Here is a 25244-nt window from a genome sequence, read left to right on the forward strand (position 1 = left end):
TAAATGTTTTAAAATGAAAAAATTATATACCCTAACTGCCAGTATACTTTTCTTAGCTTCATGTAGCTCAGAACCAAAAGGTTTCACTGTCAGCGGTTCCATATCAGGAGAACCCGAAAATGGTACCACGCTGTACTTAAAAACCACGGATTCCCTGAACCAGCTTATTGATGTTGATACGACCACTGTTGAAAATGGACTTTTTGCCTTTAGTGGAAATCAAGCCGAACCAAAAATGCATTACATTTTTATTGATCAGGCCCGTGGCAATGTTCCGGTAATTGTGGAAAACGCCGATATCGAGGTGTCGTTCCAAAAAGATAGTATTGCGTACGCCAAACTAAAAGGTACCGAACAGAATGAAATGTTCATGGCTTTCTTGGAAGAGTCCAGAACCATGTCCGAAATGGTGAGAAACATTCAAAACGACATGCGTATGGCCGCCCAACAAAGGGATACAGCTCAAGTAACTGCGCTACGTGAAGAGTTTATCGATTTACAGGAAAGCGCCAAAAACTTCAATTTGGATTATGCCAAAGAACATCCCAATGCATTGATTTCTGTGATGATCGTCGGTAATTTTTTAGAGACCAAAAGTCTTCCTGTTGAAGAAATCCAAGCTATGTACGATAGTTTGACCCCTGAAATGAAAGCAACAGAAATTGGAGTAAAAGTTGGTGAGGCCTTAGACGCATTAAAATCTACTGAAATCGGTGCCGTAGCTCCAAATTTCTCAGCGCCTACTCCATCTGGTGACGTGTTGGCTTTAAACGATGTTACCAGCAATTCAAAACTGACCTTGGTGGATTTTTGGGCTGCATGGTGCAAACCTTGCCGAATGGAAAACCCAAACATTGTTTCCGTTTACAACAAATACAAAGACAAAGGTTTTGATGTTCTTGGTGTTTCTTTGGATACACAAGCCGAGGCTTGGCAACAAGCCATTGAATCGGATGGTTTAGCTTGGAACCACATTTCCAATTTGCAACGTTTTCAAGACCCGATTGCTAGAATGTACAGCATCAATGCTATTCCGGCAGCTTTTTTAATCGATCAGAACGGTGTAATTGTCGCCAAAGATTTAAGAGGACCTGCTTTGGAACAAAAAGTAGCTGAAGTACTGAATTAATTTTCAGTTTCCATAAAACAGTAATGGGCTCGGATTATCCGGGCCTTTTTTATTTTAGAGTTTTCCCATTTTTTCCAATACAAAAAGAATAATGATGGGAATGGCCAACAAAATCACGATCAAGGTATCCGTCACAAAAAGTTCGGGTTTAAAAAGTAAAGTGGTCAAATACCCTCCCACTGCCCCACCAAAATGGGCGGTATGGCCTATATTTCCCGCTCGACTCTTCATTCCATAAATGGAATACAATAAATAAGCAATCCCCAAAACATAAGCTGGTAGTGGAATCGGAATAAACATAATGCCCAATTGCATATCAGGATTCAACAATATAGCGGCATACAAAACTCCCATAACCGCACCACTGGCCCCCACTGCACTATAAAAGGGTTCATTCTTATGGAAAAAGAGGGCCAACAGACTTCCCCCCAACAAACTCACAAAGTAAATTATCAGAAATTTAACTGAACCAAACCACCCAATCACCACGGGAGCAAAGAAGTACAGGGTGAACATGTTCAGGAACAAATGGGAAATATCCACATGCAAAAATCCCGAGGTCGCCATACGTTCCTTCTGGCCTGCTTGAATTCCACCTATACTAAACTTATATCTATCAAAAAAAGTGGTGTCACTAAATCCACGAAGGGAAACCAAAACATTTGCCGCCATGATCACAATGGTAGCGATGTGTAAATTGAGCATGTAATAAGGCTTTGGGTTCAAATATAGCTATATTTGCACACAAGAAACACCTATGCAGCTAGTAGTTTATATCCTTGTTTATCCTTTGCTCTGGTTGATGTCCAGACTACCCTTTAAAATCCTTTATTTTATTTCTGATGGAGTTTACATACTCCTCTATAATCTGATTGGGTACCGTAAAAAAGTGGTACGCAACAACCTAGCCCTAGCTTTTCCAGAGAAATCAGAAGAAGAACGATTAATTATCGAGAAAAAATTCTACAAACATTTCTGCGATATGTTCCTTGAGATGATAAAGACCTTGGGGATCACCAATAAACAAATGCATGAAAGATATGCTTTTACAAATGTTGAACTAATGCAGCAGCTGGAAGGTGATGGGAAAAATGTTATGATAATGATGCCGCACTATGCCAGTTGGGAGTGGGTGTTTTCATTAAATTCCATGGTTAAATCCAGAGGATATGCAATTTATCAACCTATACAGAATAAATATTTTGATCGATTGGTGCGCAACATCCGAAGTAAATATGGCACCACATTGATCAAGACCTACGAAAGCCGAAAAATTATTGCAGCTGCAAAAGAAGCCAATGATTTGATAACCGTTGGAATCGTGAGTGATCAATCGCCCATGTTGCAAAGAGCCAGGCATTGGGCCGAATTTATGGGAGTAATGGTGCCTATACATGTTGGGGCAGAAGAACTCTGCAAAGCGCATGGGCTCATTCCGGTTTATTTAAATGTGAAAAAAGTTGGGCGAGGGTACTATCGGGCCACCTTTAGTATTTTAGCGGAAAAGCCAAGTGAAGTAGCAAATTATGAAATTTCAGAAGCATTTATGAAAGAAACAGAAAAGGCTATACGTGAGGCGCCCGAATATTATTTCTGGACCCACAAACGCTGGAAACACAAAGATAAAGCACCTGAAAAATTTCAAAAAAAGGCTTCTTAATTCCTAAATTAAATTCCAGCCACCTCTTTTATTTCTGAAATAATTCGGTCAGCCAAACCATCAGCTTCTTCTTGGGACTTCGCTTCGGTATAAATTCGGATTATAGGCTCAGTGTTCGACTTTCTTAAGTGGACCCAGTTTTCTGAGAAATCAATCTTTACCCCATCAATGGTAGACACTTCCTCATCTTTGTATTTGTTGTGCATAGCCTCTAAAAGGGCGTCCACATCCAAATCAGGAGTCAACTCTATTTTCTTCTTGCTCATAAAATAGCTTGGATAGCTGGCACGCAATTCAGCAACAGTTCCGCCACGTTCCGCCATTAACATCAAAAACAAAGCGGTTCCTACCAAGGCATCACGACCATAATGGCTTTCCGGATAAATTATGCCTCCATTACCCTCTCCACCAATAATGGCATTGTTCGCTTTCATTTTGGTGACCACATTTACTTCACCCACCGCCGCAGCTTCGTAAGTACCTCCATGTTTTTCGGTCACATCGCGCAATGCTCTTGAAGATGAAAGGTTGGAAACCGTATTTCCTTTGGTTTTGCCCAACACATAATCGGCACAGGCCACCAATGTGTATTCTTCCCCGAACATTTGCCCATCGTTGCTGATAAATGCCAAACGATCTACATCGGGGTCGACCACAATACCAAAATCGGCTTGTTCTTCCACAACTTTCTCACAGATATCTCCCAAATGTTCCTTTAAAGGCTCTGGATTATGTGGGAAGTGCCCGGTTGGGTTGCAATACAATTTCACTACTTCAACACCCAATTCTTCCAACAACTTCGGAATGGCGATACCTCCTGTGGAGTTCACTCCATCAACAACCACTTTAAAACCTGCTTTTTTAATGGTATCGGCATCCACCAAAGGCAATTCCAATACTTCATCAATATGGATATCGATGTAGGCATCATTTTTAATGATCTCACCCAAATCATCCACCTCGGCAAATTCAAAATCCTCTTTTTCTGCCAATGTTAAAATCTTTGCACCTTGTTCAGCGTCCAAAAACTCACCTTTTTCATTCAATAATTTAAGGGCATTCCATTGTTTTGGATTGTGACTAGCGGTCAAAATAATACCGCCATCCGCTTTTTCTAAAGGAACTGCGATTTCCACGGTCGGCGTGGTGGACAAACCCAAATCAATCACATCAATGCCCAATCCTACTAAAGTGGAAACCACCAAATTCTGAATCATTTCACCAGACAAACGGGCATCGCGTCCAATTACCACCTTCAAATTTTCTTTTTTGGAATAGTCCTTTAACCAAGTTCCATAGGCGGCTGCAAATTTAACCGCATCCAATGGTGTTAAGTTATCGTTGGTCTTCCCTCCTATGGTTCCTCGTATTCCAGAAATAGATTTGATAAGTGTCATAATTGTTGAAAAAGTTTTTGCAAATATAAACGGGCATAATCGATTCCATGTTTTGAATTTGTAAATTTCGTCAGAAAAGGAATTTGCCCCGATGAACTTCTTAGCGCATATCTATCTTTCTTTTGATGATAAGGAAATTACTTTGGGAAATTTCTTTGCCGACCATATCCGTGGCAACAAGTACAAGCACTTACCAGAAAGAATTCAAAAAGGGATTTTGTTGCATCGTGAAATCGACACCTTTACCGATGCCCATCCAACCGTGAGAAAAAGTAGCCGTCGTTTACACAAAAACTACAGCCATTACAGCCGCGTAATCGTGGATATTTATTACGATCATTTCCTGGCCAAAAACTGGAGTGATTACAGCGATACACCACTAGATATATATGTTGAGGATTTTTATGGTTTGTTGGAGGACAATTATGAAATTCTCCCCATGGCCACCAAACGAATGATGCCCTATATGATGGCAGACAATTGGCTGCTCAATTATGCCAATTTAGCAGGGATTGAACGTGTACTTAATGGAATGAACCGAAGAACCAAAAATAAATCCAGAATGAATTTTGCCATTTTGGACCTTGAAGAACACTATACAGATTTCGAAAATGAATTCACTTTATTTTTTAAAGAATTAATTACCTTTTCCAACCAAAAATTTATTTCTCTATGCGAAGACTAATATTGCTGCTACCCCTTATCTTATTTATCAATTGTAAACAACAGCCAGCCGAACCTACGGGATTGGTTGCCGAAAAAGCCATGGTGGTTTCCGCACGCCAAGAAGCATCGCAATTGGCTGTTGACATCATGAAAAAAGGAGGAAATGCCTTTGATGCCATGGTCGCCACAGAATTGACCTTGGTGGTAGCATATCCCTTCGCAGGAAGTGTTGGTGGTGGCGGATTCATGGTCTACCGAAAAAACAATGGTGAAATTGGAGGAATCGATTACCGTGAAAAAGCACCTCTAGCGGCCCATAAAGACATGTATTTGGATTCCCTGGGCAATGTAATCCCAGGTTTGAGCACCTCTGGTGGAACTGCCGTGGGGGTTCCCGGAACTGTTGCAGGGGTTTTGGAGGTCCACAAAAAGTTTGGAAAACTTCCATTAAAGGATATAATTGAACCCATTATTGAACTCGCCAACAAAGGTGTTGTGGTGACCGAAAAACAAGCTGGCCGTTTGGAGCGTACTCGTGAACGATTTATTGAGGCGAACGGGGACAGCACCAAATTCGCCACACCATTCAAAGCTGGCGACACTATAAAATATCCCAATTATGCGAAAACGCTTCAAAAAATTATGGAGCAAGGCCGCGATGGGTTTTACAAAGGCGAAGTGGCCCAAAAATTGGCTGCTTTTGTTCAAGAAAAAGGTGGTTTGATCACTGAAGAAGATTTGGAAAAATACGAAGCCGTTTGGAGAGACCCTATCGTTTTCAATTATAAGGACATCAAAGTGATTTCCATGAGTCCACCAAGCAGTGGTGGGGTGACCATCAACCAGATTTTTAAAATGATGGAGCCCTACAACGTCTCTAAATTTGGACACAACTCGGCCAAAACCATTCAATTATTCACCGAAGCATCTCGAAGAGCCTATGCGGACAGAAATTTCTTTTTAGGCGACCCCGATTTCGTGGATATTCCTTACGAAATGATTTTGAGCGATGATTACATTCAAGATAGAATGAGCAATTTTTCATTTGATAAGGCCACCTTATCCTCAGAGGTAAGCCACGGAGAAGTTGAGATTATTGAAAGTGACCAAACTACCCACTTTTCCATTGTGGACAGTGAAGGCAATGCAGTTTCGGTAACCTCTACCCTTAATGGTGGATATGGTTCCAAACTATTCTGTGAAGAATTGGGCATCTTTTTAAACAACGAAATGGACGATTTCAGCTCCAAACCCGGTGTGCCCAATATGTTTGGGCTTATAGGTGCCGAAGCCAACAGTATAGAACCAGAAAAACGTATGTTGAGCAGCATGACCCCAACCATTGTAGAAAAAGACGGTGAGCTTTATATGGTGGTAGGAACTCCGGGTGGGTCTACTATTATTACAGCCGTTGCACAAACTATTTTAAATGTGTACGAGTTCAACTTGAGCATGCAAGAAGCTGTTAATGCGCCGAGGTTCCACCACCAATGGTTGCCCGATATGGTCGTATTTGAGCCAGACGGTTTCTCTGAAGCATTGAAAGAAGAGCTTAAATCCAAAGGGTACATTATCAATGAAGAGCGCACTCCCATTATCGGAAAAGTTGATGCCATTCGTGTATTGCCCAATGGCAAACTGGAAGGTGGTGCGGACAAACGTGGTGACGATACAGCAGTTGGATTTTAATTAATGACAAATGAATTTTGACGTTGTTGTTTTGACGGACCATCGCTACGTGTCCCCACAAAAAAGTACACCCTACATTCAAAATGTGCTTCAAGAGGACCAATTGGTTTTGGATGCATTAAAAAATCAAGGGTTAAATGTTGTTCGCAAATCTTGGGACGACCCCGATTTTGATTGGTCGACCACTAAATATGCCTTGTTCCGAACCACTTGGGACTATTTTGACCGCTTTAAGGAATTTTCCGAATGGTTGGAAAAAGCTTCAAAACAAACCCAATTTATCAACTCCAAAGAGCTGATTTACTGGAATATTGATAAGCACTATTTACTAGATTTATCAAAAGCGGGGGTAACAATTCCCAAGACAGTTTTTATTGAAAAAGGTAGTGGCTCAAGTCTCGTTGATGCTATTGAAAATGCAAAATCTGGACATGGGTTCACAACAGACATCTTCATTGTAAAGCCTTGTGTTTCTGGAGCGGCAAGGCACACCTACAAAATCAGCAGCAATGATATATCCAAACACGAAGCTATTTTTGAAGCTTTGGTAAAAGAAGAAGCGATGATGCTTCAAGAATTTCAGCATTATATTGTTTCAGAAGGGGAAATCTCCATGATGCTTTTTAATGGTGAGTTTACCCATGCCGTGTTGAAAATTGCCAAACCAGGCGATTTTAGGGTCCAAGATGATTTTGGCGGAACGGTTCACGATTATAAACCCAATGAAGAACAAATCACTTTTGCAAAAAAAGTGGTTCACGCAGCACCTGAATTGCCTGTTTATGCCCGAGTGGATATTTTTAAGGATAATAATGGACATTGGGCCTTGGCGGAACTGGAAATTTTTGAACCAGAATTATGGTTCCGATTAAATCCTATGGCCGCCGATATCTTAGCGAAAGGGATTGTTGCTACTTACCAATTTCAATAAGACCTATCGGAATGATAGATATTTTTATATTTATATAAATATTTCAAAATGAAAAAATTAACTCTTCTTCTATTTAGTATTGCCTTAAGTGGTTTTGGTCAGCAAAAAACCACCGGAAACCTAGTGGCATTGGACGATGCATTTTATGATTATGTGGATAAAGATGCCAAAATCGAAGTGCTTGCGGATGGTTTTATATGGTCGGAAGGCCCCGTTTGGGTGAAGGAAGGTGGATTTCTTTTATTTTCAGATGTACCTCAAAATACCATATTTAAATGGAAAAACGGTGAAGGGGTTTCAGCCTTTTTAAAACCTTCTGGTTATACTGGTTTATTGCCCTATAGCAATGAACCTGGAAGTAATGGGTTGATTCTAAACAACAATGGAGAGTTGGTGGCTTGTGAACATGGCGACCGTAGAATTTCGAAAATGCCTTTAACAAAAGGCGGGAAATTTACCCTTGCTGACACCTGGAACGGAAAACGATTCAATAGTCCCAACGATATTGTCCAAGCCTCAAACGGTACGTATTATTTCACTGATCCCCCCTACGGCCTTCCTGAACAACAAGATTCAGAATCGCGGGAAATGGAGGAGTTTGGTGTTTTTAAAATTGACCCAGACGGAAAAGTGACGATGGTCGTTGACAATTTATCCCGGCCCAATGGTGTAGCCTTATCTCCAGATGAGAAAACACTTTACGTAAACCAATCCGATTTTAAGGCACCTTATATTATGGCCTACCAAATTCAAAATGATGGTACATTGAATAATGGTCGCATCTTTTTTGATGCTTCTGAATTACAGAAAGAAGGTTTTATTGGTTCACCAGATGGCTTAAAAGTGACCAAAGACGGAACTATTTTCTCCACCGGGCCCAGCGGTGTATTGGTCATTAGTTCAAAAGGCAAATTATTGGGCAGGATTGAAACCGGACAACTTACTGCCAATTGTGCTTGGGGTAATGATGGCTCCGTACTTTATATGACGGCACACAAATACTTAATGCGGATTCAAACCAAAACAAAAGGAGTCGGTTTTTAAACGCTATTGTCCTGCAATTTGCTTTTTCAACTCATCCATGGATTGCTGCAATTGCTTTAGCAATCCTGTTTCAGTAGTGGCATCCACATTAAAAGTCAATTTACTGCTCACCTCCCAAATCTCTTGAATTTGAAACGGCTTGATTTCATAAGGTGGATAGGTTTCATTCAATGAAACCAATGTAATATTGTTGGAATTGGGTTTGCGCTCAATTTTCTTCACCATTACGGAATCTTGTAGCACCACGACATACATTTTGTTCGCACTTACATGGTCAATATGCTCAATGGCTCGAGCCAAAACCCAATCATTGGGCCTTAAATTGGGTAGCATACTGTCCCCTTCCACTTGAAATCCACGATAAGTAGCATTTCGAAATTCTGGAATGGGCATGTCAAAAGCTGGCAGCTGTTGGTACCAACTAGTATCTGCAATGTTTTGTGGATACCCTGCAGCAGCTTTGGCATTCACCATCACCATGTTATCATTATCTGAATTATCTACCGTAACCACTTTTGGAATCACACTGGTTTTGGAGGTATCCAAATGTTTCTGGTCACTTTCACCAAACAACCATAAGGGGTTTATCTTAAAGTGTTTTAAAAGTTCGGCGACAACTTTTCCAGAAAGCTTGGTCCTACCCCGCTCAATATCAGCAGTAGTATTCTTCACGCCCAACAAGTTGGCAAATTCGGTTTGCGTGTAACCTAGTTCCCTGCGGAGGTCGGTAAATCGTTTTAGGGTTATTTCATTTTCCATCTTCATGTTGATAATGTCATTTCGAACTCTGCCTTGATGACTATCCATTCTCAAATATAGTGGTTTTGGATTATTTCCAAAAATAATTATGGATTATTTCCATTAATTGGAATATTTCCATATTTTTGAATGGATTATTTCCAAGTTATGAATTTTGATAGGATACGTGAAAAACTGAACATATTGGCCGATGCCGCCAAGTACGATGTCTCCTGTGCCAGCAGCGGCAGTAACCGAACCAACAAAACCAAAGGCCTGGGCAATTCCTCCAAAATGGGTATTTGCCATAGCTACACCGCGGATGGTCGGTGTGTATCGTTGTTGAAAATCTTGCTGACCAACCATTGTATTTTTGATTGTGCTTATTGTGTGACCAGAAAAAGTAACGATGTTCCAAGAGCGGCCTTCAAGGTGCAAGAAGTGGTTGACCTTACCATCAATTTTTACCGAAGAAATTATATCGAAGGGCTTTTTTTAAGTTCTGGTATTTTTAAAAGTCCTGACCATACCATGGAGCGTTTGGTGGCCGTTGCCAAAAAATTGCGCGAGGAAGAAAATTTCAACGGCTACATCCATTTAAAATCCATTCCAGGAGCATCTGATGAATTAATGTACGAAGCAGGATTGTATGCCGACCGACTTTCAGTGAATATTGAAGTACCTACCATATCTGGTTTAAAATTGTTGGCGCCAGAGAAAAAGCATGAAGACTTCACCAAACCTATGAAAAAGGTGAAAAATGAAATTGTGCGATACCAATCTGAACGGAAAATCATTAAAAACACCCCAAAATACGCACCAGCGGGCCAAAGTACACAAATGATTGTTGGTGCTTCTGGAGAATCGGATAAGGATATTATGTATTCCGCGACCTATTATTACAAAACCTACAACATGAAACGCGTTTACTATTCAGGATACGTGCCTGTAACCCACGATTCAAGACTACCGGCAATTGGCTCACAAGTGCCCATGTTGCGTGAAAATAGATTGTATCAAACCGATTGGCTGTTGCGTTTCTATGGGTTTTCCATTGGTGAGTTATTGAACAACCAACAGCCCAATTTGGATATGGATGTAGACCCAAAGCTCTCGTGGGCCCTACGGAACCTGCATCATTTTCCTGTGGATGTGAATATGGCCGACAAACTACTTTTGGCACGGATTCCGGGCATTGGAATGCGGTCGGTGGATAAAATAGTTAAGGCCAGAAGGTTTAGAAAATTGAACTGGGACCATCTCAAAAAGATTGGAGTGGCCCTCAACCGTGCCCAATATTTTATGGTATGCGATTCCCGCCATTGGGAACGTCGCGATTTGGACGCGGAGAGTATCAAAGGTATGATTCTTCAAAATTCCTCTGGAAAATTCAGGAATCAATACAGTACACAATTGTCATTGTTCAATTAATGATTTACAATTTTGTCATTTCGAACACATGTGAGAAATCTCGATTTCTCTGTCGTAAACCCCGTCGAGATGACTTTATAGAAATTAAAAAGCAAACATCATGAATGCTTCAACAACTTTAGTCTACGACGGTAGTTTCAATGGATTCTTGACCGCCGTTTTTGTCGCCTTTGATGAAAAAATCAATGTGTCCGACATTCAAAGAAACAATCAATCCCAAAACGGATTGTTTTCCGATACCGAAACCATTTTCACTAATATTGAAAAGGCAAAAAGAGTTTGGAATGGCATCCGCAACAAGAGCCATAACGCCATTTCCAACGTCTACTTTGCATTTTTGAGCGAATCCGAAGGTGTAGAAATGATGCTCTTCACCTACATTCAAAAATTAATGCGCACCAAAAGTGGTAAGTATTTGGACTATTCCGACCCTACTGTCCTTTACATTGCGCAATTGGCCAGAAAAGTTGGGCGTGAAAAACACCGAATGGAAGCTTTTGTTCGATTCCAATTGACCAAGGACAACATCTACTTTGCCAACATAGAACCCGATTTTGATGTACTTCCTTTAATCTCAAAACATTTTAGAGACCGCTATGCGGACCAAAAATGGTTGATTTATGACGTTAAGCGTAAATATGGCATCTTTTACGATTTGGATCATGTGGAGATGGTATCCCTGAACTTAAAGGACATCCACCACAACAAAACGATGAAAAGCAATGCCTTCACAGAGGAGGAATACCAATACCAAGCCCTTTGGAACGATTATTTTAAAAGCAGCAATATTGCCTCGCGCATCAACCCTAAATTACATACGCAACATGTACCGAAACGCTATTGGAAGTATTTAAGTGAGAAGAAAGAGGCGGTATAATCACCCCTTACTCTTCTCCCCCACAAAATGGTCACTCTTGGTCTTGAACAGCACATTAAAACTGGTCAAGCTGCCATAGATTCGAGTGATATATTGCTGTAGGTCCACTTTTTCTTGGTCGTCCAAATTTTTACTACTGTTGATTTTTTGTTCCATCACACGAATCCTATCGCGTACCATCACAATCTTATGGAAGAACGTATCAATGGGCATTTCTTTGTTTGCCGTAGTGTCGCCAGGTTCCAAAATCAATTTTCCACCCCTCCATTTATCGGCCATGGCCACTTTTTCGTGTGTATCGCTCCATTTTTCCAATATTTTCACCAGGGAACGCTCTACATCAAAAAAACTAACACTGTCCACTTCATCCGATACTCCCTCGATTACTTCAAACTCAGCATCCAAATCAATTGTCTCCAAACCATTTTCCAAAAAGGTTACCCAATAATGCTTGCTTGATACGTTGGTTACCACGCCTTTTCCATATTCTGGGTGGTCTATTCTGGAGCCAATACCTAATAATTTCATTTTAAATTCTTTTCATCTGTCCGGTCGAGCACAGTTGAGACCCGACAGTATAAAATAAAGCACCTCTCTACTGCGCTCGAGGTGACAACAACCAGTGTAAAAATAAACCAACAAATCACAAAAACGAAACTAAAGGTCACTTCCTTTTTACATCCCAAATCGCTATTTTTGAGGTTTGCTATGATTTATGATCAATTACGAAGAACATATTGAGGTTAAGGGCGCCAGGGTCCATAATCTAAAAAATATAGACGTTACCATTCCCCGTGAAAAGCTGGTGGTCATTACCGGTCTTTCGGGCAGTGGAAAATCCTCTTTGGCGTTCGATACTATTTATGCCGAGGGACAACGGAGGTATATTGAAACCTTTTCGGCCTACGCCAGGCAATTTTTGGGCGGATTAGAGCGTCCCGATGTGGATAAAATTGACGGACTCTCCCCAGTTATTGCCATAGAGCAAAAAACCACATCCAAATCGCCACGGTCAACTGTTGGAACGATTACAGAAGTTTATGACTTTTTGCGCTTGCTTTTTGCGCGTGCTGGGGATGCCTACAGTTACAATACCGGCGAAAAAATGGTGAGCTACAGCGATGAACAAATCAAAGATTTGATCATTGAAACCTACAAGGACAAAAAAATCAATGTACTTGCCCCTGTGATCAAATCCAGAAAAGGACATTACCGAGAGCTTTTTGAACAGATAGCCAAGCAAGGTTTTGTAAAAGTTCGCGTTGATGGCGAGATTACCGACATCACCAAAGGGATGAAGGTCGACCGTTATAAAACCCACGATATTGAAATCGTTATCGACCGTTTAAAGGTTGGGGATAGCGAGGATTTTCATAAAAGATTGAGTGAAACCATCAACACCGCCATGTACAGTGGAGAAAATGTACTGATGGTGTTGGAAGAAGGTGAGTCCGAACCTCGTTATTTCAGTCGGGATTTGATGTGTCCCTCTTCGGGCATTTCCTATCCTACCCCTGAACCGAATACCTTTTCCTTCAATTCGCCCAAAGGAATGTGCCCTGATTGTAGTGGACTTGGCCATATTTATCAAGTAAATGAGCATAAAATAATTCCAAATAAGAAAATTTCCATTAAATCTGGCGGAATTGCACCCTTAGGGGAATACAAAAAGTCGTGGGCCTTTAAACAATTGGAAACCATTGCCCAGCGGTATGAGTTTGACCTTTCGGATGCCATTGAGAAGATTCCAGCAGAAGCTATGGACATCATTTTAAACGGGGGCAATGAAAGTTTTGAGGTGAATTCCAAAACATTGGGCGTTAAAAGACAATATAAAATCGATTACGAAGGGATTTCCAATTTCATAAAAACACAATACGAAGAAGCCAATTCCACTTCCATAAAACGCTGGGCAAAGGATTATATGGACAAAGGAAAATGTCCAACCTGCGAAGGTTCCCGATTGCGCAAAGAATCCCTCTATTTTAAAATAGATGGTAAGAATATTGCTGAGTTGGCACAATTGGATATCGCCGAACTCGCTAATTTTTTCCAACATTTGGAGGACACCTTGGAGGGCAATCAAAAGAAGATAGCTGAAGAAATCATCAAAGAAATTAAAGCGCGTGTTGGCTTTTTGTTGGATGTGGGATTGGATTATCTCTCGCTCAACCGAAGCTCCAAATCACTTTCGGGCGGTGAAGCGCAACGTATTCGATTGGCGACCCAGATCGGTTCGCAATTGGTAGGCGTACTCTATATTTTGGATGAACCCAGTATTGGACTACACCAGCGCGATAACGAACGGTTGATTCATTCGTTGGAAGCACTTCGCGATATCGGAAATTCTGTTATTGTGGTGGAGCATGACCGTGATATGATCGAACAAGCAGATCATGTTATCGATATCGGTCCGAAAGCAGGAAAACATGGTGGCGAGATCATATCCCAAGGAAAGCCAAAGGAGCTCATTGATCAACATACCCTAACAGCTCAATATATTACGGGAGAATTGGAAATTCCTGTCCCTGAGAAAAGACGAGATGGAACTGGAAAGAAAATTGTACTCTCTGGATGTACAGGAAATAATCTGAAAAATGTAACCGTAGAATTACCATTAGGTAAAATGATTGGGGTTACTGGTGTTTCAGGAAGTGGTAAATCCACATTGATCAATGAAACCCTCTACCCTATCATGAACGCCCATTATTTTAATGGCGTTAAAAAACCGATGCCTTATAAAAAAATTACCGGATTGGAACATATTGATAAGGTGATCGATATCAACCAATCCCCTATTGGACGCACACCAAGGTCAAATCCAGCCACTTACACGGGCGTTTTTAGTGAAATTCGTTCCTTGTTTGCAAAAACTACCGAAGCCACCATCCGTGGGTATAAACCAGGGCGCTTTAGCTTCAATGTGGCAGGAGGACGATGTGAAACTTGCCAAGGAGGGGGCCTAAAAGTAATTGAAATGAACTTTTTACCCGATGTGTACGTAGAATGTGAAACCTGTAATGGGAAACGTTTCAACCGGGAAACCTTGGAAATTCGTTACAAAGGCAAATCCATTGCCGATGTATTGGAAATGACCATCAATGAAGCGGTCGAATTCTTTGAGAACATTCCCAAAATCCACAGGAAGTTAAAAACAATAAAAGATGTAGGATTGGGTTATATATCATTGGGGCAACAATCCACCACCCTATCCGGGGGTGAGGCACAAAGGGTGAAACTCGCTACTGAGCTATCCAAACGCGATACCGGAAACACCTTTTACATCCTTGACGAACCTACAACAGGACTGCACTTTGAAGACATTCGGGTGCTTATGGAGGTGTTGAACCAATTGGTAGACAAAGGCAATACCATTTTGGTGATAGAACACAATCTGGACGTAATAAAGATGGTGGACCATATTATTGATATTGGCTACGAAGGTGGTCGTGGTGGCGGAAAAGTGGTTGTCAAAGGTACACCGGAAGAGGTAGCGAAGGACAAAAAAAGTTATACGGCCAAGTTTTTAAAGAAAGAATTGGCCAACAAAAAACAAAATATAGCGAAGGCTGTTTAAAATATTAAATTATGCACATGCGAAATGAAAAACATTCCAAGGGTTGGAATGAAATCAAAACAAACGATTCGTGGGCCATTTTTAAAATTATGGGCGAATTTGTGAACGGTTTTGAAAAAATGAGTGCCATAGGGCCCTGCGTTTCAATCTTTGGTTCAGCGAGGGTTAGAGAGGGACATCCGTATTACGATTTGGCGGTAAAAGTGGCTAAAAAAGTATCAGAAGCTGGGTATGGTGTTATTACCGGTGGTGGCCCTGGTATTATGGAGGCTGGTAACCGTGGAGCAAATTTAGCCGGGGGAACCTCGGTAGGTTTGAACATTGAACTCCCTTTTGAACAGCACGACAACCCTTATATTGATGAGGATAAAAGCTTGGATTTTGACTACTTTTTTGTTCGCAAGGTAATGTTCGTTAAATATTCCCAAGGTTTTGTGGTAATGCCAGGAGGTTTTGGAACCTTGGATGAGTTTTTTGAGGCACTTACCTTAATTCAAACCCATAAAATACACACTTTTCCTATTATTTTGGTTGGCACCAAATTTTGGGGAGGACTTATGGATTGGATAAAAAAAACCTTGGTGGAAGAAGGTAACATTAGCCCAAAGGACCTAGATTTAATCAAATTGGTAGATACAGAGGACGAAGTGGTAGAAATCATTGATGCCTTTTATAAAGGACGTACCCTCAGTCCCAATTTTTAAAGTTGCTCCATTGATTCACCCCAAAAACATCCAAAGGCTATTTTGGCTATTCGTTGCGGTGCTCCCCATAACAAGTTTGGGACAGCACAAAAACGATATGGTGGCCACTTTGGATGGTGAGACCAAACAAATTCGAATCAAACAAAACTTTACCTATGTGAACGATTCGGATAAGGGGTTGAGCACAATTTATTTTAACGATTGGAACCACGCCTATTCCAACAAAAATACCGCACTGGCCAAACGATTTGCCGAAGAGTTTAATAGAGGTCTTCATTTGGCCAAGGAACGTGAACGGGGCAGAACAACCATAATGACCATTGTAGATAATAACTACTCGGGGCTTGAGTGGGAACGGGTAGAAAATCGGGATATCATCAAGGTCACCTTGAATGAAGTACTGAAACCTGGTGAGTCTGTGCAACTGTTCTTGACCTATACAATAAAACTTCCCACAGCGAAATTTACAGGTTACGGACACACCTTGGAAAATGGGTACAATCTAAAAGATTGGTACCTCACCCCAGCTGTTTTTGATGGAGATTGGAAATTGTACGATAATAAAAATCTGGATGACCTCTACACCGGAGTCACCGAAACCCGAATCAATTTCACTTTTCCTGAACTGCTTCATTTAGCAACTAACTACCGAACTTCGCCTATTTCTCGCTATGATGGCGGACAACATGTACAACTTATTGGCAATAAAAGAAAAAGCTGTGAAATCCTCATCACTTATGATAACAGATTCACCAAACACATTACAACCTCATTTACTGTAACAACCGATATTGAATCAAATAAATACGGGGAAATTGCCCAAGGAATTTCCATTAGCCGTATCGCAGATTTTTTAAATGAAAATTTAGGCACCTACCCGCATGGCAACCTTTTGGTGAGTGAATTTGATTACTATAAATCCCCACTTTACGGTATTAGTCAGCTGCCCTCTTTTATTCGTCCGTATGAAGAGCAGTTTCAATTTGAAATGAAGTTCTTAAAAACTGCCATTCGCAATTATATTGAAGAAACACTTTATCTCGACCCAAGAAAAGAACGTTGGGTGAGCGATGCCATAGGGTATTATTTGATGATTAAATACGTGGATGAATTTTACCCCAATCAAAAACTAACAGGGAAACTTTCCAAATTCTGGCTTCTGAAAAACTTTCATTTTGCCCAAATGCATTTTAATGAGCAATATGCGCTTTTCAGTATGCTTTCTGCGCGAAAAAACATTGACCAGGCCCTTACTACCCCTAATGATTCTTTGATAAAATTCAATGAAAAAATAGCCAATGGCTTTAAAGCCGGCCTAGGAATGTCTTACCTATCCGCTTATTTAGGCGAAAAAAAGGTAGACAGCACCATTCTAGATTTTTATCAAAATCACAAACAACAACCTTTGGTTACTGCGGCAGATTTTAGACAAACTTTGGAAAAATATGCAGATAAGGAGGTTGATTGGTTTTTTGATGAATATGTGGCCACTGATGACAAAATAGATTATAAGATTAAGAGCATTCAAAAAACAGAGGACTCCATTTCCTTTGTGTTGAAGAACAAACAAGGCACCAAAGTCCCCATTTCTCTTTTTGGACTTCAAAACGATACGGTGGTTTCACAATATTGGTTCACAGGAATCGATTCCACCAAAACATTTACAATTCCAAGAAATGGCGAAGAACGCTTGGTATTGAACTATGACCAAAAAATACCGGAGTTCAACCAAAGGGACAACTGGAAAACCTTAAACGGATTTTTTTCCAGCAACAAACGACTCAAGTTTCAATTTTTTAAGGATACGGAAGACCCTTATTACAATCAGGTATTTTATGTGCCCATTGTCAACTTTAACCTGTATGATGGCGTTACGCCAGGGCTTCGTTTTTACAACAAAACCTTTTTGGAGCGCAACTTTTTGTATGACATTGCACCGGCCTATTCTTTTTTGGAACATACCTTTGTGGGAAAAGTAAATTTTAGGTACCGCAAATACCATCAAAAAACGGGATTGTACATGACCAACTATTCCATTTCGGCATCTACCTCCCACTTTCAGGAAAACTCAAGGTTCTCGACCCTTACTCCTGCCGTAAGTTTTTCTTGGCGCCCCGAAGACCTGTTATCCAACCGTAGGCAATATTTAATGTTTAGGTACCGAAACGTATTCAGAAATGTAGATGAGAACATTGCAGACCAAATTGATACTGACCCAGATTATGGAGTATTGAATGCTCGATTCACCGATGTGGACAACAACATACTCAACTATTCATCTTGGTTTGTGGATGCCCAGCACTCAAGCGATTTCACCAAAGTGGCCTTTGAAATGGAGTATCGAAAACTCTTTCAAAGCAACAGACAATTGAACATCCGATTGTATGCCGGTAAATTCTTAAGAAACAATACAGACTCCAACTTTTTTAGTTTTGCGTTGGACAGACCCACAGATTATATGTTCGACCTTAACTATTTGGGAAGATCGGAAAGTTCTGGGCTGTACAGTCAACAGATCATTATCGCAGAAGGTGGTTTCAAATCTAAATTGGACAACCCTTTTGCCAATGATTGGATTGCCACAACCAATGTGAGCACCAATATCTGGCGCTGGATTGAAGCGTATGGCGACCTTGGTTTTATTAAGAACAAAGGCGAAAGCACTCGTTTTGTATACGACTCTGGGGTACGACTTAATTTGGTAACCGATTATTTTGAGCTCTATTTCCCTGTTTATTCCAATCTAGGTTGGGAAGTTGGCCAAGACAATTATGGGCAGCGAATCCGCTTCATTGTCACCTTAAGCCCAAGGACCTTGATAGGGCTGTTTACCCGTAAATGGTTCTAATTATTGAATCGACAACAAACTATCTTTCCTACTCAAAAACATTGCATTTTCATCAATTTAATTACTATTTTTTTGATAAAATGTTAATTTTTTAGCTTGTTTCAATGTTGCTTTTATGAAGGAAATTTAATACTTTTGCGCAAATCCTGAACGATTTATGAAACCTAACCCAAGTACGAGTAACGACATTTCTTTTGATGATTTTAAATCGCAAATAATTGAAGATTACAAAGTTGCCGTCACCAGTAGGGAATGCAGCTTAATGGGTAGAAGGGAAGTTCTTTCCGGAAAAGCAAAATTTGGGATATTTGGAGATGGAAAAGAGCTGCCACAACTTGCTATGGCACGTGCTTTTCAAAATGGGGATTTTAGAAGTGGATATTACCGCGACCAAACCTTTATGATGGCGTTGGATTATCTCAACCCTAAAGAATTCTTCCACGGATTATACGCTACAACAGATTTAGAAAAAGAACCGATGAGTGCTGGCCGTCAAATGGGTGGTCATTTTGTCACACATAGTGTGAATGAAGACGGTTCATGGAAAAATCTTACCGAACAAAAAAACAGTAGTGCCGACATTTCTTGTACTGCTGGGCAAATGCCCCGTTTGGTAGGATTGGCTCAAGCTTCCAAAATTTATAGAAATGTAGAAGGTATTGACCAAACCTACTTCTCCAAAAATGGAAATGAAGTGGCTTGGGGCACCATCGGAAACGCAAGCACCAGTGAAGGGCACTTTTTTGAGGCCATTAATGCTGCCGGTGTCATGCAAATTCCTATGGTCATCTGCATTTGGGACGATGAATACGGTATTTCGGTTCCATCGGAATACCACACCACCAAAGGTGATATTTCGGAAGCTTTAAGTGGACTTCAACGCGATGAGGACAACAAGGGCTTCGAAATCTTAAAAGTGAAAGGCTGGGACTACACGGCCCTAATCCATACGTTTGAAAATGCTTCAGACATTGCACGTGAAGGCCATGTTCCCGTAATCATTCATGTTACGGAGCTCACCCAGCCGCAAGGACACTCCACATCAGGTTCCCACGAACGTTACAAATCAGCCGAACGTTTGGAATGGGAAAAAGAACATGATTGCAATAAAATGTTCAGGGAGTGGATCATTGAAAACGGTATCAGTACCGAAGACGAGCTTAAAAAGATGGAGCGCGATATCAAACAAACGATTCGTGCTGCCAAAAAAGAAGCATGGTCCGAGTTTCTTCAACCTCATTTGGATGCTAAAAAAGAATTGGTGCAACTTCTGGACAATGTTGCGGCAAAAAGTCCAAATCGCGCCTTTATTCTGAAGGTTAAAAACGATTTGATTGCCATTGAGGAACCCTTAAAAAAGGATTTGGCCTCAAAATCCAGGAAAGTGCTTCGATATCTTTTAGGAGAAGATACGCCCGAAAAATTACAATTACAACAATGGGTAAATACGTTTTTGGCTGAAACTGAACCGCATTACAGTTCCCATTTATATAATGAATTACCAAATAAAGCCACTAATATTGCCGCTATCCCCCCATCCTATTCTGATAATGCAAAAGAAGTAGATGGCAGGGTGATTTTGCGCGATAATTTCGATACTTTGTTCAGCACCTATCCGGAAGCCTTGATTTTTGGAGAAGACACTGGTAATATTGGTGATGTAAACCAAGGACTGGAAGGTCTTCAGAAAAAATATGGTGAACTAAGGGTGGCTGATACGGGGATTCGTGAAACTTCGATTATCGGACAAGGAATCGGTATGGCCTTACGCGGCTTGCGCCCTATTGCCGAGATTCAGTATTTGGATTATATCCTTTACGCCATTCAAACGTTGAGCGATGATTTGGCTTCTTTAATGTACCGAACAGTTGGAAAGCAAAAAGCACCATTGATTGTCCGCACCAGAGGTCACCGATTGGAAGGCATATGGCATTCAGGGTCGCCTATGGGTGGATTGATTCACTTGCTTCGTGGGATGTACATCTTAACGCCAAGAAACATGACCCAAGCTGCAGGTTTTTACAACACTTTGATGAAAAGTGATGAGCCTGCCTTGATCATAGAAAGCTTGAACGGATATCGCTTGAAGGAAAAGATGCCATCCAACTTGGGTGAGTTCTGTACCCCAATCGGTAAAGTAGAGACCATGAAAGAAGGAAGCGATATTACACTTTTATCTTATGGTTCTACCCTACGAATTGTGGAGAGCGTGGCTCACGATCTTTTAGAGGTTGGTATTGATGCCGAGGTTATCGACGCACAATCCTTATTGCCCTTCGATTTGGACCACGATGTGGTTAAAAGTCTTCAAAAAACCAATAGACTTTTAGTGATTGATGAAGATGTACCTGGAGGGTGCTCCGCTTATTTGCTTCAAGAAGTGGTTGAAAACCAAGGTGGTTATAAATTTTTAGATAGTGCGCCCCAAACCTTGACCGCAAAAGCACACCGACCCGCTTATGCTTCAGATGGGGATTATTTCTCCAAGCCCAATGCTGAGGATATTTTCGAAAAGGTGTACGAAATTATGCACGAAGTTGATCCCAAATCGTATCCGCCGCTTCGATAGCCTACTTTCTATTCAAATTTTAGTGAACTTTTGGTCGAATATTGTTACGTTTTTTAAAACTTAATTAATATTTTCACGCAACAAAAATTCCCCTTGAATGAAAAATACCCCTTCAGTACACATCGGATTGGCTTTGTTGAGAATTGCACCATCAGCGTTTATGTTAACGCACGGTATTCCAAAACTCATGCGACTCATCAATGGTAACACCGAATTTGCTGACCCTTTTGGTATAGGTCAAGCCCCATCGCTTTTTTTAGCGGTAATTGGTGAAGTTATATGTCCTCTTTTAATGATTATTGGTTTTAAAACAAGATGGGCCGCGATACCAGCAGCGATTACCATGTTTGTAGCTGCTTTTATTGCACATGGCGCAGACCCTTTTGGCACCAAAGAGAAGGCTCTTCTTTATTTGGTCGTATTTATTGTAATTATATTGGTAGGTCCCGGAAAATATAGTGTTGATAAAAAGTAATTTATCTCTCTAGGCAATCTTGAACAATAATTCTTTGAGCAAATCAGCTTGGTCCATGTTATTGGCACCAACACCTTTGCCCTTTAAATCGAGTTCACGCAAATTTGAAATAATACCACTCACCCTTTTCATTGGATAATTTTTGGCCGCCACCACATATTCATTTACAAAATAAGGGTTAACCCCTAATACTTTGGCCACATTGCCGGGGGAATGGTCACTCAAACCATGGTACTGCAACAATTGGGTAAAGAAGGTGTTCAGAAGCGTTACCGTTACCACAAAAGGATTGTCCTTGGGATTTTGCGCAAAATAATCAATAATTCGCGCCGCCTTCTTCACATTGCGCTCCCCAATGGCTTTCTTTAATTCAAAATTGTTGAAATCCTTACTGATACCAATATTTTTTTCAATTATTTCTGGAGTAATTTCAGTTCCTGCAGGCACCACTAAAGTCAATTTGTCCAATTCATTACTGATTTTACTTAAATCTGTACCCAAATACTCAACCAACATGATACAGGATTTTGGCGACATTTTATAGTTTTTGCCTGCCATGGTACGTCTCACCCAATCCGCCACCTGATTGTCGTAAAGTTTGTTGCTCTCAAATAGCTCCCCGGTTTTTTTAATGGTTTTGTACAGTTTTTTACGCTTATCCAACTTTTTGTACTTGTAACAAATCACCAAAATCGTGGTGGGCTGAGGATTTTCGGCGTATGCGTTCAAATTTTCAATGGTTCTAGATAAATGTTGGGCTTCTTTCACAATTACCACTTGGTAATCGGCCATCATCGGATATCGTTTGGCATTGCCCACTACTTCATCTACAGAAGTTTCTTTTCCGTAAAGCACCATTTGGTTGAACCCTTTTTCATCCTCCGACAACACATTATCGCTAATGTATTTGGAAATACGGTCAATGTAATAGGGCTCCTCCCCCATTAAAAAATAAATAGGTTTTGGATTTCCTTTATTGATTTCCGATACAATCTCCTTTACTTTGTCCATTCAGTATTTATCACCAGATGCGTTTTATGCAACCTTTGAACTTTCCTTCGTATAAGTTTCGAATCAAAAATAGCCAAAATAGACAGTACATTTTTGATGGCATCCGTAAAAAGTTTGTGGTGCTCCAACCCGAGGAATGGGTTCGTCAACATGTGTTGCATTTTCTCATTTTCACCAATAATTATCCCAAAAGTTTAGTGAACGTAGAAAAGCAACTGACTGTCAACACCTTAAAAAAGCGTTACGATATTGTGGTTTTCAATCCAGATGGTAGTATTTATTTATTGGTGGAATGCAAAGCCCCAGAAGTGAAGATAGACCAAAGTACTTTTGACCAAATTGCCCGGTATAATTACGAATTGGATGCCCAATATTTAATGGTGACCAACGGATTGAACCATTATTATTGCGAAATGGACCACCAGCTTGAAAATTATAGGTTTTTAAAGGAAATTCCTGATTTTAGCCGTTAATTTGCCACCATCTTGAAAATCGCTGTTGTTATACTCAATTGGAATGGTGAGGCCTTATTGGAAAGGTTTCTGCCCTCTGTCATGGAATATTCCCAGGGAGCAGCTATATATGTGGTGGACAATGCTAGTTCTGACGGTTCTGTTGATTTCTTAAAACAAAACTACCCTAGTATCGGAATTGTTCAAAATTCGACAAACGGTGGTTTTGCCAAGGGCTACAACGATGGTTTAAAACATATTGAAGCCGACCTCTTTTGCCTACTGAATTCTGATGTTGAAGTGACCCCGAACTGGCTAGAGCCTATCAAAAAAGCTTTTCAAGCTATTCCAGAAGCCTCTATCATTCAACCTAAAATTTTGGACCTAATGCAACGGGACCATTTTGAATATGCAGGGGCGGCAGGTGGATTTATTGACAAATTGGGCTATCCCTTTTGTCGCGGTCGCATTTTTCAGACCATTGAAAAGGATGAAGGGCAATACAACGACATTAAAGAGGTGTTTTGGGCCACAGGAGCATGTATGTTCATTAAGAGCGAAGTATACCGAACCCTCGAAGGATTTGATGAGGACTATTTTGCCCACCAAGAAGAAATAGATTTGTGTTGGAGAGCCAAAAATGCAGGTCACAAGGTATATTATGTTGGAGAAAGCAAAGTATACCATTTGGGTGGCTCCACCCTTTCCAATATGAATCCCAAGAAAACCTATTTAAATTTTAGGAATTCACTCTATTCCATCACTAAGAACTTACCACGAAAAAGGGCCTTTACGATTATTTTGTTACGCTTGTTGCTTGATGGCATTGCTGCCTTGCGTTTTGTGTTACAATTCAGGTTTAAACATTGCTTTGCGATTCTTAGGGCACATTGGAGTTTTTATGTTAATTTTAGGGGCATGTACCGAAAGCGGGAAAAAGCTAATTTTATATTAAAGTATTATACCACGACATCCATAGTGTGGTCCTATTTCGTACATCAAATAAGGAATTTTAACATTTTAGTAAAAGATTAACGATACTGGATTAAGGAAGCTTTGCTTTTTATCTAATTTTGGTTTAGTTTTTGTACTAATGACATTTATAACAACCCTTAAATTATACTCTGAACTATGAAAAAAATTTTTCTAGGAACTTTGGCTATGACCGTTCTTTTATCTTCTTGCGTTTCGCAAAAGAAATATGCTGAATTGGAGGCCAAACAAAAAGAAACTCAAGATTTATTGAATTCTGCAACGGTTAAGTTGAACGATTGCTTGGAAGAAAAAGCAACTGCAGATTCAAGATTAAAAACTCTTGAGGACCAAAATGCATTCTTAAAGGCAAACAACCAAGAGCTCATCAACAACATGGGCAACCTTACCACCCTAACCACCAAAGGTGCTGAAAACCTTGAAAAGTCTTTGGAAAGCCTAAAAGAAAAAGACCTTACCATCAGAAAACTTCAAGATGCCGTTACTCGTAGAGATTCTGTTAACCTTGCATTGGTACAGAGCCTTAAAGGTGTATTGGGCAACTTGGACGACGAGGATATCGAAATCAGCGTTGAAAAAGGCGTGGTGTTCGTATCCATCTCTGACAAACTATTGTTTAGAAGCGGAAGCTACAACGTAACCAATGCAGCAAAAGAAGTATTGGGCAAAGTGGCCAAAGTGGTAAACAACAAACCTGACTTCGAATTTATGGTAGAAGGTCACACAGACAACGTACCTTACAGAAGCGGTGTATTGTTGGACAACTGGGATTTGAGTGCTAAAAGAGCAACTTCCGTTGTTAGAATCCTACAAAATGACTTTGGTGTAGCTCCAGAGAGAATGACTGCTGCCGGACGTAGCTACTACGTGCCATTGGTAAGCAATGATACTTCTGCTGACAGAGCTAAAAACAGAAGAACTCGTATTGTCGTACTTCCAAAAATCGATCAGTTCTATAACATGATCGAAGAGGGAATGAAAGACCCTAGCATTGGAGGAACAGGAAACTAATATGTTCTTGAAATAAAATGAAAAGCGGCCCATAAGGCCGCT

General features: G+C 40.5%; 21 protein-coding genes. 16 read left to right on the forward strand and 5 right to left on the reverse strand.

From position 1 onward, the window contains the following. The first annotated feature begins 13 nt into the window (after positions 1 to 13). Positions 14 to 1129: a DUF4369 domain-containing protein gene (locus tag ABT310_RS14170; RefSeq protein WP_375324543.1), complete on the forward strand. Its 1116-nt coding sequence runs from the start codon at positions 14 to 16 to the stop codon at positions 1127 to 1129. A gap of 54 nt (positions 1130 to 1183) precedes the next feature. Here the strand turns inward: ABT310_RS14170 and ABT310_RS14175 are convergent, their stop codons facing one another. Continuing rightward, positions 1184 to 1834 (reverse strand): rhomboid family intramembrane serine protease, encoded by a 651-nt coding sequence (locus ABT310_RS14175; RefSeq protein ID WP_375324544.1) that lies wholly within the window; start codon positions 1832 to 1834, stop codon positions 1184 to 1186. A 52-nt stretch (positions 1835 to 1886) separates the two neighbouring features. Here ABT310_RS14175 and ABT310_RS14180 point away from each other — a divergent pair, with 52 nt between their 5' ends. Continuing rightward, positions 1887 to 2789 (forward strand): lysophospholipid acyltransferase family protein, encoded by a 903-nt coding sequence (locus ABT310_RS14180; RefSeq protein WP_375324545.1) that lies wholly within the window; start codon positions 1887 to 1889, stop codon positions 2787 to 2789. Positions 2790 to 2797: 8 nt separating this feature from the next. On the opposite strand, the gene glmM is transcribed toward ABT310_RS14180, so the two are convergent. Continuing rightward, the gene (gene glmM / locus ABT310_RS14185) at positions 2798 to 4186 is read right to left on the reverse strand and encodes a phosphoglucosamine mutase (protein ID WP_375324546.1); all 1389 of its coding nucleotides are present in this window, start codon (positions 4184 to 4186) and stop codon (positions 2798 to 2800) included. A 91-nt stretch (positions 4187 to 4277) separates the two neighbouring features. Here glmM and ABT310_RS14190 point away from each other — a divergent pair, with 91 nt between their 5' ends. The 4 genes from ABT310_RS14190 to ABT310_RS14205 are packed head-to-tail and all read left to right on the forward strand — an operon-like array spanning position 4278 to position 8516. Beyond that, on the forward strand, positions 4278 to 4871 hold the full coding sequence (locus tag ABT310_RS14190; RefSeq protein ID WP_375324547.1) for an ACP phosphodiesterase: 594 nt from the start codon (positions 4278 to 4280) through the stop codon (positions 4869 to 4871). Beyond that, positions 4859 to 6541, forward strand: a complete 1683-nt coding sequence (gene ggt / locus ABT310_RS14195; RefSeq protein ID WP_375324548.1) for a gamma-glutamyltransferase — start codon at positions 4859 to 4861, stop codon at positions 6539 to 6541. Before ABT310_RS14190 ends, ggt begins: the two co-directional genes overlap by 13 nt. 10 nt (positions 6542 to 6551) lie before the next feature. Continuing rightward, the gene (locus ABT310_RS14200; RefSeq protein WP_375324549.1) at positions 6552 to 7472 is read left to right on the forward strand and encodes a RimK family alpha-L-glutamate ligase; all 921 of its coding nucleotides are present in this window, start codon (positions 6552 to 6554) and stop codon (positions 7470 to 7472) included. Between the two features lie 48 nt (positions 7473 to 7520). Continuing rightward, the gene (locus tag ABT310_RS14205) at positions 7521 to 8516 is read left to right on the forward strand and encodes an SMP-30/gluconolactonase/LRE family protein (protein WP_375324550.1); all 996 of its coding nucleotides are present in this window, start codon (positions 7521 to 7523) and stop codon (positions 8514 to 8516) included. 3 nt (positions 8517 to 8519) lie between these two features. Here the strand turns inward: ABT310_RS14205 and ABT310_RS14210 are convergent, their stop codons facing one another. After that, positions 8520 to 9275 carry an XRE family transcriptional regulator gene (locus ABT310_RS14210; protein ID WP_375326193.1) on the reverse strand — a complete coding sequence of 252 codons (756 nt, stop codon included), beginning with the start codon at positions 9273 to 9275 and terminating at the stop codon, positions 8520 to 8522. Positions 9276 to 9422: 147 nt separating this feature from the next. On the opposite strand from ABT310_RS14210, the gene ABT310_RS14215 reads away from it, so the two are divergent. Then, positions 9423 to 10685 carry a putative DNA modification/repair radical SAM protein gene (locus ABT310_RS14215; RefSeq protein WP_375324551.1) on the forward strand — a complete coding sequence of 421 codons (1263 nt, stop codon included), beginning with the start codon at positions 9423 to 9425 and terminating at the stop codon, positions 10683 to 10685. Between the two features lie 100 nt (positions 10686 to 10785). Further along, the gene (locus tag ABT310_RS14220) at positions 10786 to 11562 is read left to right on the forward strand and encodes a TIGR03915 family putative DNA repair protein (protein ID WP_375324552.1); all 777 of its coding nucleotides are present in this window, start codon (positions 10786 to 10788) and stop codon (positions 11560 to 11562) included. On the opposite strand, the gene ABT310_RS14225 is transcribed toward ABT310_RS14220, so the two are convergent. Beyond that, the gene (locus tag ABT310_RS14225; protein WP_375324553.1) at positions 11563 to 12090 is read right to left on the reverse strand and encodes a hypothetical protein; all 528 of its coding nucleotides are present in this window, start codon (positions 12088 to 12090) and stop codon (positions 11563 to 11565) included. Between the two features lie 187 nt (positions 12091 to 12277). Between ABT310_RS14225 and uvrA the strand changes: the two genes are divergently transcribed. The 5 genes from uvrA to ABT310_RS14250 all read left to right on the forward strand — a co-directional run bounded on the left by uvrA (position 12278) and on the right by ABT310_RS14250 (position 21735). Further along, the gene (gene uvrA / locus ABT310_RS14230; protein WP_375324554.1) at positions 12278 to 15139 is read left to right on the forward strand and encodes an excinuclease ABC subunit UvrA; all 2862 of its coding nucleotides are present in this window, start codon (positions 12278 to 12280) and stop codon (positions 15137 to 15139) included. Between the two features lie 17 nt (positions 15140 to 15156). Next, complete coding sequence (locus tag ABT310_RS14235; RefSeq protein WP_375324555.1) at positions 15157 to 15843, forward strand: TIGR00730 family Rossman fold protein; 687 nt, start codon at positions 15157 to 15159, stop codon at positions 15841 to 15843. Beyond that, the gene (locus ABT310_RS14240; protein WP_375324556.1) at positions 15803 to 18691 is read left to right on the forward strand and encodes a metalloprotease; all 2889 of its coding nucleotides are present in this window, start codon (positions 15803 to 15805) and stop codon (positions 18689 to 18691) included. Before ABT310_RS14235 ends, ABT310_RS14240 begins: the two co-directional genes overlap by 41 nt. A gap of 157 nt (positions 18692 to 18848) precedes the next feature. Next, a complete protein-coding gene (locus ABT310_RS14245; RefSeq protein ID WP_375324557.1) occupies positions 18849 to 21260 on the forward strand; it encodes a thiamine pyrophosphate-dependent enzyme in 2412 nt (803 codons plus the stop codon). Positions 21261 to 21357: 97 nt separating this feature from the next. Continuing rightward, positions 21358 to 21735: a DoxX family protein gene (locus tag ABT310_RS14250; RefSeq protein WP_375324558.1), complete on the forward strand. Its 378-nt coding sequence runs from the start codon at positions 21358 to 21360 to the stop codon at positions 21733 to 21735. Positions 21736 to 21744: 9 nt separating this feature from the next. Here the strand turns inward: ABT310_RS14250 and holA are convergent, their stop codons facing one another. Beyond that, positions 21745 to 22746, reverse strand: coding sequence for a DNA polymerase III subunit delta (gene holA, locus ABT310_RS14255; RefSeq protein ID WP_375324559.1), 1002 nt, complete (start codon positions 22744 to 22746; stop codon positions 21745 to 21747). A gap of 26 nt (positions 22747 to 22772) precedes the next feature. Here holA and ABT310_RS14260 point away from each other — a divergent pair, with 26 nt between their 5' ends. From ABT310_RS14260 to ABT310_RS14270, 3 genes are all read left to right on the forward strand, one after another. Then, entirely contained in the window at positions 22773 to 23219 is a 447-nt protein-coding gene (locus ABT310_RS14260; RefSeq protein ID WP_375324560.1) for a type I restriction enzyme HsdR N-terminal domain-containing protein, read from the forward strand. Between the two features lie 12 nt (positions 23220 to 23231). Further along, positions 23232 to 24233 (forward strand): glycosyltransferase family 2 protein, encoded by a 1002-nt coding sequence (locus ABT310_RS14265; protein WP_375324561.1) that lies wholly within the window; start codon positions 23232 to 23234, stop codon positions 24231 to 24233. Positions 24234 to 24329: 96 nt separating this feature from the next. Next, positions 24330 to 25202 (forward strand): OmpA family protein, encoded by an 873-nt coding sequence (locus tag ABT310_RS14270; protein ID WP_375324562.1) that lies wholly within the window; start codon positions 24330 to 24332, stop codon positions 25200 to 25202. Positions 25203 to 25244: the final 42 nt, after the last annotated feature.

The sequence above is a fragment of the Flagellimonas cixiensis genome, assembly GCF_042134615.1.
Lineage (GTDB): Bacteria > Bacteroidota > Bacteroidia > Flavobacteriales > Flavobacteriaceae > Flagellimonas > Flagellimonas cixiensis.